Source organism: Halopseudomonas bauzanensis (assembly GCF_900114735.1).
GTDB lineage: Bacteria > Pseudomonadota > Gammaproteobacteria > Pseudomonadales > Pseudomonadaceae > Halopseudomonas > Halopseudomonas bauzanensis.
The window spans coordinates 68243-80607 of record NZ_FOUA01000003.1; the positions used below are offsets into that span (position 1 = coordinate 68243).

The 12365-nt window shown below is 55.9% G+C and carries 11 protein-coding genes and 1 other RNA gene; 9 read left to right on the forward strand and 3 right to left on the reverse strand.

All coding sequences use genetic code 11. The features are described from left to right. Nucleotides 1-115 precede the first annotated feature (115 nt). The 3 genes from smpB to BM267_RS08670 all read left to right on the forward strand — a co-directional run bounded on the left by smpB (nucleotide 116) and on the right by BM267_RS08670 (nucleotide 2513). On the forward strand, nucleotides 116-598 hold the full coding sequence (gene smpB / locus BM267_RS08660; protein WP_036993150.1) for an SsrA-binding protein SmpB: 483 nt from the start codon (nucleotides 116-118) through the stop codon (nucleotides 596-598). A gap of 85 nt (nucleotides 599-683) precedes the next feature. Beyond that, nucleotides 684-1071, forward strand: a transfer-messenger RNA (tmRNA) gene (gene ssrA / locus BM267_RS08665). A gap of 185 nt (nucleotides 1072-1256) precedes the next feature. After that, nucleotides 1257-2513: an integrase domain-containing protein gene (locus tag BM267_RS08670; RefSeq protein ID WP_074779334.1), complete on the forward strand. Its 1257-nt coding sequence runs from the start codon at nucleotides 1257-1259 to the stop codon at nucleotides 2511-2513. A 296-nt stretch (nucleotides 2514-2809) separates the two neighbouring features. Here BM267_RS08670 and BM267_RS08675 read toward each other — a convergent pair whose 3' ends face one another. Genes BM267_RS08675 through BM267_RS08685 form a run of 3 tightly spaced genes read right to left on the reverse strand, consistent with a single transcriptional unit; the run spans nucleotide 2810 to nucleotide 6241 of the window. Next, nucleotides 2810-3553 (reverse strand): phosphatase domain-containing putative toxin, encoded by a 744-nt coding sequence (locus tag BM267_RS08675; RefSeq protein ID WP_074779336.1) that lies wholly within the window; start codon nucleotides 3551-3553, stop codon nucleotides 2810-2812. Beyond that, on the reverse strand, nucleotides 3540-4286 hold the full coding sequence (locus tag BM267_RS08680; RefSeq protein WP_036993153.1) for a phosphatase PAP2 family protein: 747 nt from the start codon (nucleotides 4284-4286) through the stop codon (nucleotides 3540-3542). The genes BM267_RS08675 and BM267_RS08680 overlap by 14 nt, the downstream gene beginning before the upstream one ends. Continuing rightward, a complete protein-coding gene (locus BM267_RS08685) occupies nucleotides 4283-6241 on the reverse strand; it encodes an LTA synthase family protein (RefSeq protein ID WP_074779338.1) in 1959 nt (652 codons plus the stop codon). Before BM267_RS08685 ends, BM267_RS08680 begins: the two co-directional genes overlap by 4 nt. Before the next feature lie 115 nt (nucleotides 6242-6356). Here BM267_RS08685 and BM267_RS08690 point away from each other — a divergent pair, with 115 nt between their 5' ends. From BM267_RS08690 to BM267_RS08715, 6 genes are all read left to right on the forward strand, one after another. Further along, entirely contained in the window at nucleotides 6357-7040 is a 684-nt protein-coding gene (locus tag BM267_RS08690) for a response regulator transcription factor (protein ID WP_036993156.1), read from the forward strand. Beyond that, nucleotides 7030-8292: a sensor histidine kinase gene (locus tag BM267_RS08695; RefSeq protein ID WP_074779340.1), complete on the forward strand. Its 1263-nt coding sequence runs from the start codon at nucleotides 7030-7032 to the stop codon at nucleotides 8290-8292. Before BM267_RS08690 ends, BM267_RS08695 begins: the two co-directional genes overlap by 11 nt. 92 nt (nucleotides 8293-8384) lie before the next feature. Beyond that, complete coding sequence (locus tag BM267_RS08700; RefSeq protein WP_074779342.1) at nucleotides 8385-9077, forward strand: class I SAM-dependent methyltransferase; 693 nt, start codon at nucleotides 8385-8387, stop codon at nucleotides 9075-9077. Continuing rightward, a complete protein-coding gene (locus BM267_RS08705; protein ID WP_074779344.1) occupies nucleotides 9074-9796 on the forward strand; it encodes a lipopolysaccharide kinase InaA family protein in 723 nt (240 codons plus the stop codon). The genes BM267_RS08700 and BM267_RS08705 overlap by 4 nt, the downstream gene beginning before the upstream one ends. Continuing rightward, complete coding sequence (locus tag BM267_RS08710; protein WP_074779346.1) at nucleotides 9786-10178, forward strand: diacylglycerol kinase; 393 nt, start codon at nucleotides 9786-9788, stop codon at nucleotides 10176-10178. The genes BM267_RS08705 and BM267_RS08710 overlap by 11 nt, the downstream gene beginning before the upstream one ends. A gap of 29 nt (nucleotides 10179-10207) precedes the next feature. Beyond that, nucleotides 10208-12322 carry an LTA synthase family protein gene (locus BM267_RS08715; protein WP_083392461.1) on the forward strand — a complete coding sequence of 705 codons (2115 nt, stop codon included), beginning with the start codon at nucleotides 10208-10210 and terminating at the stop codon, nucleotides 12320-12322. Nucleotides 12323-12365: the final 43 nt, after the last annotated feature.

Genomic DNA, 12365 nt, shown 5'->3' on the forward strand with positions numbered 1-12365 from the left:
ACCCGCTCCGGCCACACCCACGGCGCATCGATTCGGCGCTTCGGCCACGATAGAGACTGCCAGCCCACCATCAGAGATAGCAGAAGGCAGCGGCAACCCCTATAATACGCCGCCTATGAGCAAGCAAAAGAAACCCCAGGCCAACGGCGGCACCATCGCGCTGAACAAACGGGCCAAGCATGAATATTTTGTCGAGCAACGCTTTGAAGCGGGCATCTCCCTTGCTGGCTGGGAAGTGAAAAGCCTGCGCGCCGGAAAGGCACAGCTGGTTGATAGCTACGTGTTGCTGAAGGACGGCGAAGCTTACCTGTTCGGCGCACATATCACCCCGCTGCAAACCGCCAGCACCCATGTCATTGCCGACCCGATCCGCACCCGCAAACTGCTGTTGCACACCAAGGAGCTCGACAAGATCATCTCCGGTGTCGAGCAGAAGGGTTACAGCTGCGTAGCCATGGCGTTGTATTGGAAGAAGCACCTGGTCAAGTGCGAGATTGCCTTGGTCAAGGGCAAGAAGGAATACGACAAGCGCGAGACGGAAAAGAATCGCGACTGGGACCGTGAGAAACAGCGACTGGTCCGCGAAAGCAACCGCTGACCAATCTGTTGCCAAAGATGTCGCTGCTGTACGCTGGAGAACCTTTGGCGTAGAATAGCCTCTGATGTAATAGCACCAGGGTTTTGGGGCCGATCAGGATTCGACGACGGTTACAAAGCTTGAGGGGCATGCCGAGTTGGTAACAGAACTCGTAAATACACTGTTGCAAACCTATATAATTGCCAATGACGACAATTATGGTGCACAACTAGCTGCGTAAGCAGCCAAGTAGCACTTCTGGTAGCTTCGGCTCCAGCAATCATCAGAGGATGTCTGTAAACTCGAAATGATTGTCATATAGAACAGAATCGCCGCCAAGTTCGCTGTAGACGTAACGGCTAAAACTCATACAGCTCGCTCCAAACACCCTGCCACTCGGGCGGTGAGGAGTTAACTCAATAGAGATGGCTAAGCATGTAGAACCGATAGTGGCGGACTGGCGGACGGGGGTTCAAATCCCCCCGGCTCCACCAAATACACATCTAAGGGCGTCCACGGACGTCCTTTTTTGTGCCTGAAATCCAGTAAATACGGGGCTTTCAGCTCTACTGGTGTCCATGGGCGTCCACCTGCAGCCACGACCTTTGGTATACCAGATGGTATTCCAAAGGTTGATCTGGTATTTTTTGGAATACCAAGACCAGCTGTGGAATACCAAATGCGTGCTCAAGCGATTCGCCTGACAGAAGCCAAGATCAAAAATGCCAAAGCCCAAGAGAAGGACTATGTGATGGGCGATGGCGACGGCCTTCAAATGCGAATACGAATCAATGGCTCTAAGCTATGGAATTTTAACTACTACCATCCCGTAACCAAGAAACGCCTCAACATGGGCTTGGGTGCTTACCCCGAGATATCGCTTTCTCAAGCGCGGAAGATGACGATAGAAGCCAGAGAGCTGATCGCAACTGGGATAGATCCAAAGGAACACCGTGATCAGGTGCGCCAAGAGCAAAGAGCAGCCACTGAGCACACCCTCGAAAAAGTTGCTGAAGCCTGGTTCAACCTGAAGAAAGAAAACGTCACCGTAGCCTACGCTGAGGACATCTGGCGCTCCCTGACCCTGCATGTATTTCCGGATATTGGTGAAACCCCTATCTCCAAGATCACCGCTCCGAAGGTAATTGATCTTCTACGCCCCCTGGAAACCAAAGGCAGCCTGGAGACGGTCAAGCGCGTATCCCAGCGGTTGAACGAGATCATGACCTATGCCGTCAACTCCGGCCTGATACACGCCAATCCGCTCAGCGGCATCCGTGCCGTCTTCAAGAAGCCAAAAAAACAGAATATGGCGGCCTTACACCCAGATGAACTCCCGGAGCTCATGGTCGCCTTGGCAAACGCCAGTATCAAGCGAACCACACGCGCCCTGATCGAATGGCAACTACACACCATGACTCGACCGGTAGAGGCAGCAACCACCCGCTGGTCTGATATCGACCTAGAGAAAAAGACCTGGACGATTCCTGCTGAACGAATGAAGAAGCGCCGACCGCACACCATCCCACTAACCCCACAAACCCTGGCTATCCTTGAGACAGTCAAACCCTACAGCGGACACCGTGAGTATGTGTTCCCCGCCGACCGTAACCCTCGCGATCATTGCAACAGCCAAACTGCCAACATGGCCCTAAAACGCATGGGGTTTGCTGGCCGCTTGGTCAGTCACGGCATGCGCTCCATCGCCAGCACTACCTTGAACGAACACGGCTTTGAGCCAGAGCTGATTGAGGTCGCCTTGGCTCACGTAGACAAGGATGAGGTTCGCAGCGCCTACAACCGCGCTGATTACGTCGAACGCCGCAGACCGATGATGGAATGGTGGAGCAAACATATTCAGCAGGCAGCCACTGGGAACCTCTCGGTAGCTGCTATCGCCGAGGGCAATGAGAAAAAGGTTGTGTCGATTAGGTGATTTAGAGGCAGCTTTCTGCCAAAAGCGGACAGTCATGGCGTCTACGATACTATGCGCGACTCACACAGCACGTCCGCGAACGTCAGGGTAGGGGTAATTGGTGTCAGGTGAACATAACTCGTCTGATCGTCCGCCGTTAACAATTTTTCTGCCTTGATCCGCCTATCGGAAAGGCCATGCCAGCTGCCTGTTTGTCAGAAATTTTCATCTGAACCCAGTTTTGCCGGAAAGGCAGTCGCCCTGCTCAAGAAAACCAATGGTCGGCATGCCCTCGCCAAACAGTGTATTGGCGGCTATCAAGGCGTTGCCACTGTCTTGGACCGGCTATGAACCAGTGCGGCTAGCGGCTCATCCTGACTCAGGAACAAGCTTGTCAGACGACACCAGGACAAGGGGTTGGTACTGCACTCGCCCGCCTCGATGGCCTGTTTAACCGCACCCACATCCACCCGGTTCATATAGCCCACCGCATCATCCATGCGCTCGGCAGTGCCAAAGCCACCTTCAAGCATTTCGGCCATGGCCTGTTCACGACTCCAGCCATCATAAACGATGCGGTACATCGCGCTGATCAGCCCGGTGCGATTCTGGCCGTGCTTGCAGTGCACTAAAACACCACCCTGCTGCTCGCCTGCGCGAATGGCGCGCAGCACGGAAATGACCTGGGTATCGGTAACACGGTCTCCGCGCAACGGAATGTGGATACGACGGATTGCATCGTCACCGAGCCATAACGCATCACTTTGCTGATGAAGATTGATCACGGTGCGGATGCCCCGTTGGTGCAATTGCGCAAGATCGTCAGTTTGCGGCAGCGCACTTCGATAGAGCGAGGGGCTCAACGCATACAGGCGAAAGCCGGCATCCAGCGGAGTAGCCCAGGTTGTCGGTCGCTCCTGTTGTTCGCTCAGCATAGGCGGCGGGACATCAACATGGCTACTGCGTAGTACATCCGGACGCCATAGCGCCACGATGGCCAAAATGCACAGCGGTAACAACAACCAAGCCGCATAACGTAGCGGACGTTTAAACAGCGCCATGCTGAACATCTCCGTAAAGGCTTCTGGAGGCATCAAGGCTCGGCGGTTGCCGGTACAGGATCAGTCGATAGCAAAGCAGACTGATGCACCAGTCAAACAGCAGTGTCCACAGGTTGTGTGACATAAAGTGCGCACCTTGCATGGTGCGGCCGATTGAGAATATCGCCCCCAGCGTCAGCGCCACGATCAGGGCTGTGCGAGCCGCACGGGGACGACGGTCGCGCAGCAAGAAAAACAGCGCCAGCAAGGAAAATCCTGAGGAAGCATGGCCGCCCGGCCAGCAACGTCCAGCCTTGTCGCTCGGCGGGCGCACGCCCAATAATGGTGTGTGCACCTGATCACCACCGTATTGCTGAAGGCTCCAAGGGCAGTGCACATTGGTCAGCGCCTTGAGGGGCGTCACGAGACTGGTGCATAGCGCCATGGCCAACACCAGATAACCAAGCGACCGCCGGTAGACCCGCAGCCGCGTAGGTAAAAGGCTAAGCAGAAACCCCACGATGGCCAACACACCGATCACTATGACCGCCTGCTTGGCGCGGTCATGCAGAATATCCTCCAGAAAGAAACTGTGACGGCCAATGAAGCCCTCTCCTGGCTGATAGAACAGGTTGGAGATGGCCACATCCAGCGGGCCCGGATCAACCAGCAGCATCAGAGTCATCACGATGAACGGTAGCGCCAGCCAAAGTCGAAAATTGAATGGTCTGGAAACCTGTATTTGCGCCTTCATCTCTGGCTGATCCGCGCTTTGGATGCTATCGGTGCATGCCAGGCCAGCAAATCATGCCCGAAGGCATAGCTGGATCCCTCGTAGTAAGCAATGCTCCGCGCGATCAATGGATCGCTCTGGTCGGCCGTACTTTCAAGACTGTCACCCAAGGCGTCGTCGTGCAGACGCATCAATTGACGCGGGCTGAGAATCGCCAGATTCTCGCCATCAAATAGTCCCAGATGCTGATAATTGCCAATCAAGGCGCGCCCCGGCGCGGCATCCTCGCGCAGTACATTGCGGCCAAAGAAGGTCGAGGTGTAATCCATATTCAACAAACCGAGCAGCGTAGGAGCCAGGTCAATCTGACTGGTCAGAGTGGTCACCTCAGCTGGTTTTACCAACTGCGGCGCATAGATGAATAACGGAATGTGATAGCTGCTGACAGGCAGATCTTCCTTGCCGGCACTACCCGCCGTATGGTCCGCAATAAACACAAATACCGTGCTATTAAACCAGGGCTTCTGCCGCGCTGCCCGCAGGAACTCGCCGATAGCATAGTCCGTGTACTTTACAGCGCCTTCCCGACCACTGCCTGACGCAATATCGATACGGCCTTCCGGGTAACTGTAAGGTCGGTGATTGGAGGTCGTCATCAACTGCAGCAGGAACGGGCTGCCCTTGGCAAAGTCGGCATCAGCTACTTTCAGGGCCTGGGTATACAGGTCTTCATCACTCATGCCCCAGGCATTGGTAAAGGTCACTTCACTGTCTGGCACACTGGCCTGATCAACAGTGCGATAACCATTACCCTCAAAGAAAGCGTTCATGTTGTCGAAGTAGCCGCGCCCGCCATACATGAAGACGCTGTCATAACCCTTAGTGGTAAATTGCTGTCCCAGGCTGGCGAAACCGCTTTCGCGACCAACGCGCTTGACGATCGAGCGGCCTGGGGTTGGCGGGATCGACAGAGTAATTGCCTCCAGGCCTCGCGTGGTGCGGGTGCCGGTCGCGTACAGATTGCTGAAATACAGACTCTGCTGACGCAGCGCGTCCAGCTCAGGCGTTAACCCACGGGTATCGCCTTCACTACCGAGGTATTTGGCACTCAGGCTTTCGATGGTCACCAGAATCACGTTCATGGGCAGCGGATGGCCAGGGTTGTCGATAAGCCGGCGAATGCTCAAGGGATTGCTGTCCAAAAACACTGCATTAGGCTCACGCACTTCATCGCGGATGCGTTCGGCGACCTGCTTCAACGGCAGCAAGGGGTAGAACTGTTCGTAATCCAGCTGATTGTTACGGAATGCTGCAAAAAACTGGTAGGGCCCATTGGCTGATAATTCGTGCTGGTAGGCGTTACCACCGGTATTACGCGGAAAGTCCTGTCCCACCATGCTGACACTCAGCGCTAACAACAACGCCCAACTGCCAAGGGCCATACCCCGCTGGCGCCACGACAGCAGAGGCGCCAATGCAACACGGCGCATGGCACCACGCAGGCTCAAGGTGATAGCGACGGCAATCAATGCCAATACACCCAGCAGTGGATAAACCGGATAGGATTCGAGAATGTTGTTGAGCACTTCATCGGAGTACACCAGATAATCGACCGCGATGAAGTTGAACCGCACGCTGAACTCATCCCAGAACAGCCATTCGGATATCGCCGTGAACAGCATGATGAAAATGCTCAGGGTAAGTAAGATCTGCAGCATTAGCTGATTCCAGCGGCTTTGCCAGACCTGCCTTGAACACAACAACAGGTAAAGGGCCATTGGAGCCAGCGCATACAGCAGAAAGACCAGATCATAGACGCCACCCTGGCCGTAAAGCGCCAGGGTGCTGACCACGCCTAACTGCGCCTCATTGAGGTGAGTCGATAGCAACAGGGTGCGAGTTAGGATGAATATTGTCAGCCAGACCAGGGAAATAATGGCGAGATAACGTGCTTGCGCAAACTTGAACAGGTGCATTGTATGATCCGCATTGATGAGACTGGCGCAAGTGTGGGCATACTGCTGTCAGCAGCTCGTCAAAGCGCTGTGAAAAAAGTGTTAGTCAACAGGTTCCATTTAATGAGGCCGATGGATGCGTATTCTGGTAATCGAAGACAATCGTGACATTCTGGCCAACGTGCTGGATTACCTGCAGGGCAAGGGCTACACGGTGGACTGCGCCCAGGACGGGCTGTCCGGGCTGCATCTGGCGGTCAGCGAGCATTACGATCTGATCGTGCTGGATATCATGCTGCCAGGCATCGACGGTTATCAGTTGTGTCAGCGTCTGCGCGACGATGCCCAGCGCGACACACCGATCATCATGCTGACCGCGCGCGACCAGCTGGACGACCGCCTCAAAGGCCTGAAAAGCGGCGCAGATGATTACCTGGTCAAGCCCTTTGCCCTGTCCGAACTGGTAGCGCGCATGGAAGCCATACTGCGGCGCAGCCAGGGCGGCGCCAGACATCGACTACAGGTAGCCGATCTCAGCTACGATTTGGATACCTTGCAGGTAACCCGTCAGGGCAAAGCACTCAAACTCAACCCGGTAGGTCTGAAGCTACTGGAGGTATTGATGCGCAAAAGCCCGGCTGTGGTTCGTCGCCCGGTATTGGAGGAAGCCCTGTGGGGCGAGGAGCTACCCGACAGCGACAGCCTGCGCAGTCATGTGCACCAGCTACGGCAAGTGATCGACAAACCCTTTGCCCGGCCCCTGCTGCACAACCTGCATGGCATGGGCTACTGTCTTGCCGAGCGCAGCAATGAAAACTAAGCAACCACTGGTTCGACGCATCATTATCGCATTTACCTTGATGACACTCATCGTCAGTGGCGGCTTCTCCCTGGGTATTGTGGGGATTGTGCATTTTATTGAAGAACACCTGGTTACCCAGCACATGGCGGAGGAGCTGGACAGTATTCTCCAGAAGGATCTGGCCCAGGGCCTGCCTCCCAGATTGGATGCCAAGACCCGACTGTATGCGTCGCACATACCTGGCTATGAAATCCCAGCGAACTTTATAGGCCTGGAGGAAGGGTTCGTCGAGATCGTCGATGAAACCGGTGACTATTACCTGTTCATCCTTGATACACCCCAACAACGTTTCATACTGGTGCAGGAACAAGCTGAATTCGAGGCGCGCGAGAATGCACTCTTCAACGTCGTCTTTGCAGGTTTCATTCTCAGCGGTCTGGTGGCCTGGCTGCTCGGCTGGATGATGGCACGTACCGTCATAGCGCCTTTGGCACGCTTGGCTCAGCAGGTTCGACATCGCGGTCAACTGCATACCTTGGCACCCAATCTTGCACCAGACTATCCGGATGATGAGGTAGGTCATGTTGCCACCGCCTTTGATGAAACGCTCGGACAACTCCGCAGCTCGCTGGAACGGGAACGCTTTTTCACCAGCGACGTCAGCCACGAGCTGCGCACTCCGCTGATGATTATCGCTTCTTCTGCAGAATTGCTTGAAACCGCTGAGCTGAACGAACGTGAGCACCGTCAGCTGGATCGTATTAAACGCGCCAGTGCAGAAATAAGCGAGCTGGTCGAAACCTTTCTGTTGCTGGCCCGAGCCAACACCAAACAGAACCCATTAAGCGGCAACGCCACGCTTGAGGAGGTCGCGCACGAGCAAGCCAAGCGCTGGGCACCGCGCTTTGCTGACCAGGGTCTGAATTTCCGCCTGATTGTAGAAGAGCCCAACGATATGCTCTTCCATGGAGGGTTTCTCAGCACCGTCATGTCCAACCTGATCCGCAATGCCCTGCATTACACCGCAAAAGGCGAGATACGCTTGCTGCTGTCGGCCAACGGCTTTCGGGTGGAAGATAGTGGCCAAGGGGTACCCAGCGCGCAGCAGGACGATATCTTCAAACCCTTCGTGCGCGGCTCAGAAGCACAAGGCGAAGGATTGGGCCTGGGTTTGTCACTGGTCAAACGGATCTGCGCGCACCAGGGCTGGGAAGTGCGGATGTATTCTTTGCCTACCGAAGGAAGCTGCTTTGAGGTAACACTGAGCTAGCCAGCTTTCACGAAATTTTGACACTCTTTTGACAAGCGCTTGACCGACCTTTGCATATTCTGGCCCGGATAAACCTATCCGAGAGCCCTTCGATGTCCAAAGCCAAAGCGATCAAGCTGGAATTTTCCGAGAAGTACGACCAGCAGCATGCCTATCAGTATCTGCAGAAACACCAGGCCGGCCTGGCTCGTCGCCTTTCGAACTGGCGCGATATGCAGCTGGCGCGGCATGCACTTAAAGATGCCGGCGAGCCTAACCTCGTGCTTGATCTGCCCTGTGGTGCGGGTCGATTCTGGCCGCTACTGGCAAAGGCCCCCAATCGCGTAATACTAGCGGCCGACAACTCTGCTGACATGCTGCAAACAGCGATAGCCGGCCAGCCGCCTAAAATAGTTGAAAGGGTCAAAACATTCCAGACTTCAGCCTTTGACATCGATCTGGGTGATAATTCGGTGGACAGCATTTTCTGCATGCGCCTGATCCATCACGTTGCCGACCCCGAACACCGTCTGGCAATGCTGCATGAGCTTTGCCGCGTCACCCGCGACACGCTAATCATTTCCCTTTGGGTCGATGGCAACTACAAGGCGTGGAAGCGCAAGCGGCTGGAGGCACGTCGCACCGCTCGGGGCAATCGTTCAGAGAACCAGAATCGCTTTCTGGTCAACCGCGACACCATCGAGAGCGAGTTTGAACAGGCCGGCTTCAGCATTCTAAACCACCATGATTTTCTGCCCGGTTACGCCATGTGGCGCGTCTATGTTCTGCGTAAGGTGCGCCCATGAGCAGGGCAACCTGGAAGCCCAGCGGGCTACTTTCCAGGTTCAGTCAGTATGGCTTTGAGCATTGGTGGAGTATGGACGGTGAATGGGTCGAGGAGCCGAACCAGCGCCGCGGCGGTGAGAGTGGTGTCAAGCTGCTCCCTCCGCTACAGCTCGGCCAGCCCCCGCTTTACAGTAAGCGCCAGATCGGCCATCTGTTTCGTTCCTGGCGCCATCCCTTTGGCCTACCTACCGTATTACGTGAGGAGCAAGCACTGATCGCATGCGAGCAGTTGGGAGTCACGGTCCCCAGGCGCGTTTTCTGTGCCGCGCGTAAACAGCATGGCCGGTGGCAGGCACTGCTGATTACCGAAGAGCTGAGTGGCTTTGTCAGCCTGAACCAATGGTATGCCGAGTACGCGCCCAAGTTAGACGACAGCAGTCGTAAAGCAGTGCTTCGTCGGCTCGCGCTGGTACTGCAACAACTGCATCGCGGGCGCAGACAACACGGCAGTTTGTATGGCAAACATATCTACATCAGTTTGACTGCAAATGTGCCGGAAGTGGCTCTTCTGGATCTGGAAAAAAGCCGTATCAGGCTCCTGCGTAGCAAGGCACAAAGCCATGACCTTTCCCAGCTGCGCCGCCGCCGTGGTGAGATGCCTGAGGCTGACTGGAACTATCTGCTGGAGTGTTATCACAACCCGCAACTGGAATGTCAGGTAGCTACACATGAAGCCTGATTCCGTATCCAGCAGCAACGCACTGGCGTTGAAAAGCCGTGGAGGTATCGGTCGGGTGTTCAAAGCCACAGGTTATTCAGTGGCCGGGCTGCGGGCGGCCTTCACTGGAGAAGCGGCGTTTCGCCAGTTGCTGGCGCTGAGCGCGGTACTGGTTCCGCTGGCCGTGGTATTGGACGTCAGCGCGATCGAGCGCGCGATACTGCTGCTGGTGGTATTTGCGGCGCTGATCGTCGAACTGCTCAACTCGGCTATAGAGGCTGTAGTTGACCGTATTTCATTGGAACTGCATCCCCTATCCAAGCAGGCCAAGGATATGGGCAGCGCTGCGCAGCTTGTCTCGCTACTGATGATTCTTACCGTCTGGCTGGTGATATTGATCTAGCCGACAGCGCCTGTTGCGACTCCACCTGAATGGAAATCCCCAAACTCATGCGTACTTCTCTTGGTACCGCTGAGCTGCCTCGGTCGACCGTCGGCCTGCGTAGCCAATTACTCTTTGTGCTTTCGACACTGTTTGCGCTCACCCTGTTACTAACATGCCTGCGTGTGGCATTGCTGGCCTTCAACTGGGTGCTGGTCGCAGACGCCTCCTGGAGGGATCTGGCCGAGGGCCTCTACAACGGCCTGCGCTTTGACATGCGCGTGGTAATGATTGCAGGGGCACCGTTGATCCTGACTTTCCTCAGCTCCAGGCTCATGCAACTACGGACATTGCAGTGTATCTGGCTAACACTGGCAGCCCTGTTGCTGAGTTTGTTGGGTGTGATAGAGCTGAACTTCTACCGAGAATTTCATCAGCGCCTGAACGCACTGGTGTTTCAATACCTGCAGGAAGATCCCACTACCGTGCTGCGCATGCTCTGGTACGGCTTTCCTGTAGTACGGCTGATGCTGGCCCTGGCGATTGTATCGCTACTGATGTACCGGTTTTTCCGCTGGCTTGACCGTCACACCCGCCAGCCAGCAGATGCCAACAGAATAAGAATGACCCAACGGGGTGCGATGACGGCCCAGCTGGGCGTGCTGGTTCTATTGCTGCTCAGCGCTACCGTATTGGCCCGAGGCACGCTGCGCCAGGGTCCGCCGCTGCGATGGGGTGATGCCTTTACTACCGACTCGATGTTCGCCAACCAGCTGGGACTGACGCCCTCCTTGACCCTCTATGGCGCAGCCAAAGCTCAGTACTCGGAGCACCGCGACAACGCCTGGGTCGACTTGATGCCTGCGGAGCAGGCGACTGGAATCACCCGACAGATGCTGCTCGGGGTCCACGACCAGTTGGTAGAACCTGAGCTGGCTCCGGTGCGCCGCGACTATCAACCGCCCGAGGACGCTACCCTGCCGATCCGCAACGTGGTCGTGATTCTGATGGAAAGCTTTGCGGGCTACTACACTGGCGCGCTCGGCTCCTCGCTGCAGATAACCCCCGAGTTCGACAAACTCAGCAAGCAGGGGTTGTTGTTCACCCGTCACTTCTCCAGTGGCACCCATACTCATCAGGGCATGTTCGCCACCATGGCGTGCTTTCCCAACCTACCCGCGTTCGAATATCTGATGCAGGAGCCGGAGGGCGGCAATCAGTTTTCAGGCTTGCCTCAGCTTCTTGGCGCACGGGGTTTCAACGATTTGTACGTCTACAATGGCGACTTCGCCTGGGACAACCAGCGCGGATTTTTCGGCAATCAGGGCATGACACGCTTCATCGGCCGTAATGACTATGTAGACCCGATTGTGTCTGACCCCACCTGGGGCGTTTCCGACCAGGACATGTTTGATAGAGCCGTCATAGAGCTGCGCCAGCTCGATCCCAACCGCCCCTTTTACGCATTGCTGCAGACCCTGTCGAACCACACGCCCTATGCTCTGCCCGATACTCTGCCCGTGGACGAGGTCACCGATCAGGGAAGCTATGCGAACGAGCACCTGAGTGCTATGCGCTATTCCGACTGGGCGTTGGGCCGCTTCTTCGAACAGATCAGGGATGAGCCGTACTACGACCAGACACTGTTCGTCATCGTCGGCGACCACGGTTTTGGTACCCCGCAGCAGCTGACTGAACTGGATCTGCTGCGCTTCCACGTACCTTTGCTGCTGATTGCTCCGGGCATGGTCGAGCGCTTTGGCGAAAAGAACAACGTTGTCGGCACCCAAGTAGATATCGTACCTACCATCATGGGCCGACTGGGTGGCGAGGTTCGACACCAATGCTGGGGCCGCGATCTACTTAGCCTTCCAGCAGACGATCAAGGTATGGGTGTGATCAAGCCATCCGGTGGCGGCCAGACCGTGGGCATCATCCGCGGAGATAACGTACTGATTCAACCGCGCGACGAAGAACCCAGGCTTTACCAGTATCAATTAGGCGCCGAGCCGAAGGCCATGCTGCAACCAGCGGTGCCAAAGCCAAAGCACTTGCAAGAGGAGCTTGAGGCCTATGTGCAAGCTGCAACACAGGCCCTGTTAGATGATAAAGCTGGGGTTGAGGTATCGAAAAACCGAAGCTCAACCGAGGCGACGGTGCCCTAGCGAATGACTTCTATCAGGATCTGCCGCAGACCGGTCATCCTCC

What these genes read in the sequence shown, in the direction of transcription:
- smpB (WP_036993150.1), top strand. Translation starts at nt 116, where the DNA reads ATGAGCAAGCAAAAGAAACCCCAGGCCAACGGCGGCACCATCGCGCTG.
- BM267_RS08705 (WP_074779344.1), top strand. Translation starts at nt 9,074, where the DNA reads ATGAGCAGGGCAACCTGGAAGCCCAGCGGGCTACTTTCCAGGTTCAGT.
- BM267_RS08715 (WP_083392461.1), top strand. Translation starts at nt 10,208, where the DNA reads ATGGAAATCCCCAAACTCATGCGTACTTCTCTTGGTACCGCTGAGCTG.
- BM267_RS08675 (WP_074779336.1), bottom strand. Translation starts at nt 3,553, where the DNA reads ATGGCGCTGTTTAAACGTCCGCTACGTTATGCGGCTTGGTTGTTGTTA.
- BM267_RS08685 (WP_074779338.1), bottom strand. Translation starts at nt 6,241, where the DNA reads ATGCACCTGTTCAAGTTTGCGCAAGCACGTTATCTCGCCATTATTTCC.
- BM267_RS08670 (WP_074779334.1), top strand. Translation starts at nt 1,257, where the DNA reads ATGCGTGCTCAAGCGATTCGCCTGACAGAAGCCAAGATCAAAAATGCC.
- BM267_RS08695 (WP_074779340.1), top strand. Translation starts at nt 7,030, where the DNA reads ATGAAAACTAAGCAACCACTGGTTCGACGCATCATTATCGCATTTACC.
- BM267_RS08690 (WP_036993156.1), top strand. Translation starts at nt 6,357, where the DNA reads ATGCGTATTCTGGTAATCGAAGACAATCGTGACATTCTGGCCAACGTG.
- BM267_RS08680 (WP_036993153.1), bottom strand. Translation starts at nt 4,286, where the DNA reads ATGAAGGCGCAAATACAGGTTTCCAGACCATTCAATTTTCGACTTTGG.
- BM267_RS08700 (WP_074779342.1), top strand. Translation starts at nt 8,385, where the DNA reads ATGTCCAAAGCCAAAGCGATCAAGCTGGAATTTTCCGAGAAGTACGAC.
- BM267_RS08710 (WP_074779346.1), top strand. Translation starts at nt 9,786, where the DNA reads ATGAAGCCTGATTCCGTATCCAGCAGCAACGCACTGGCGTTGAAAAGC.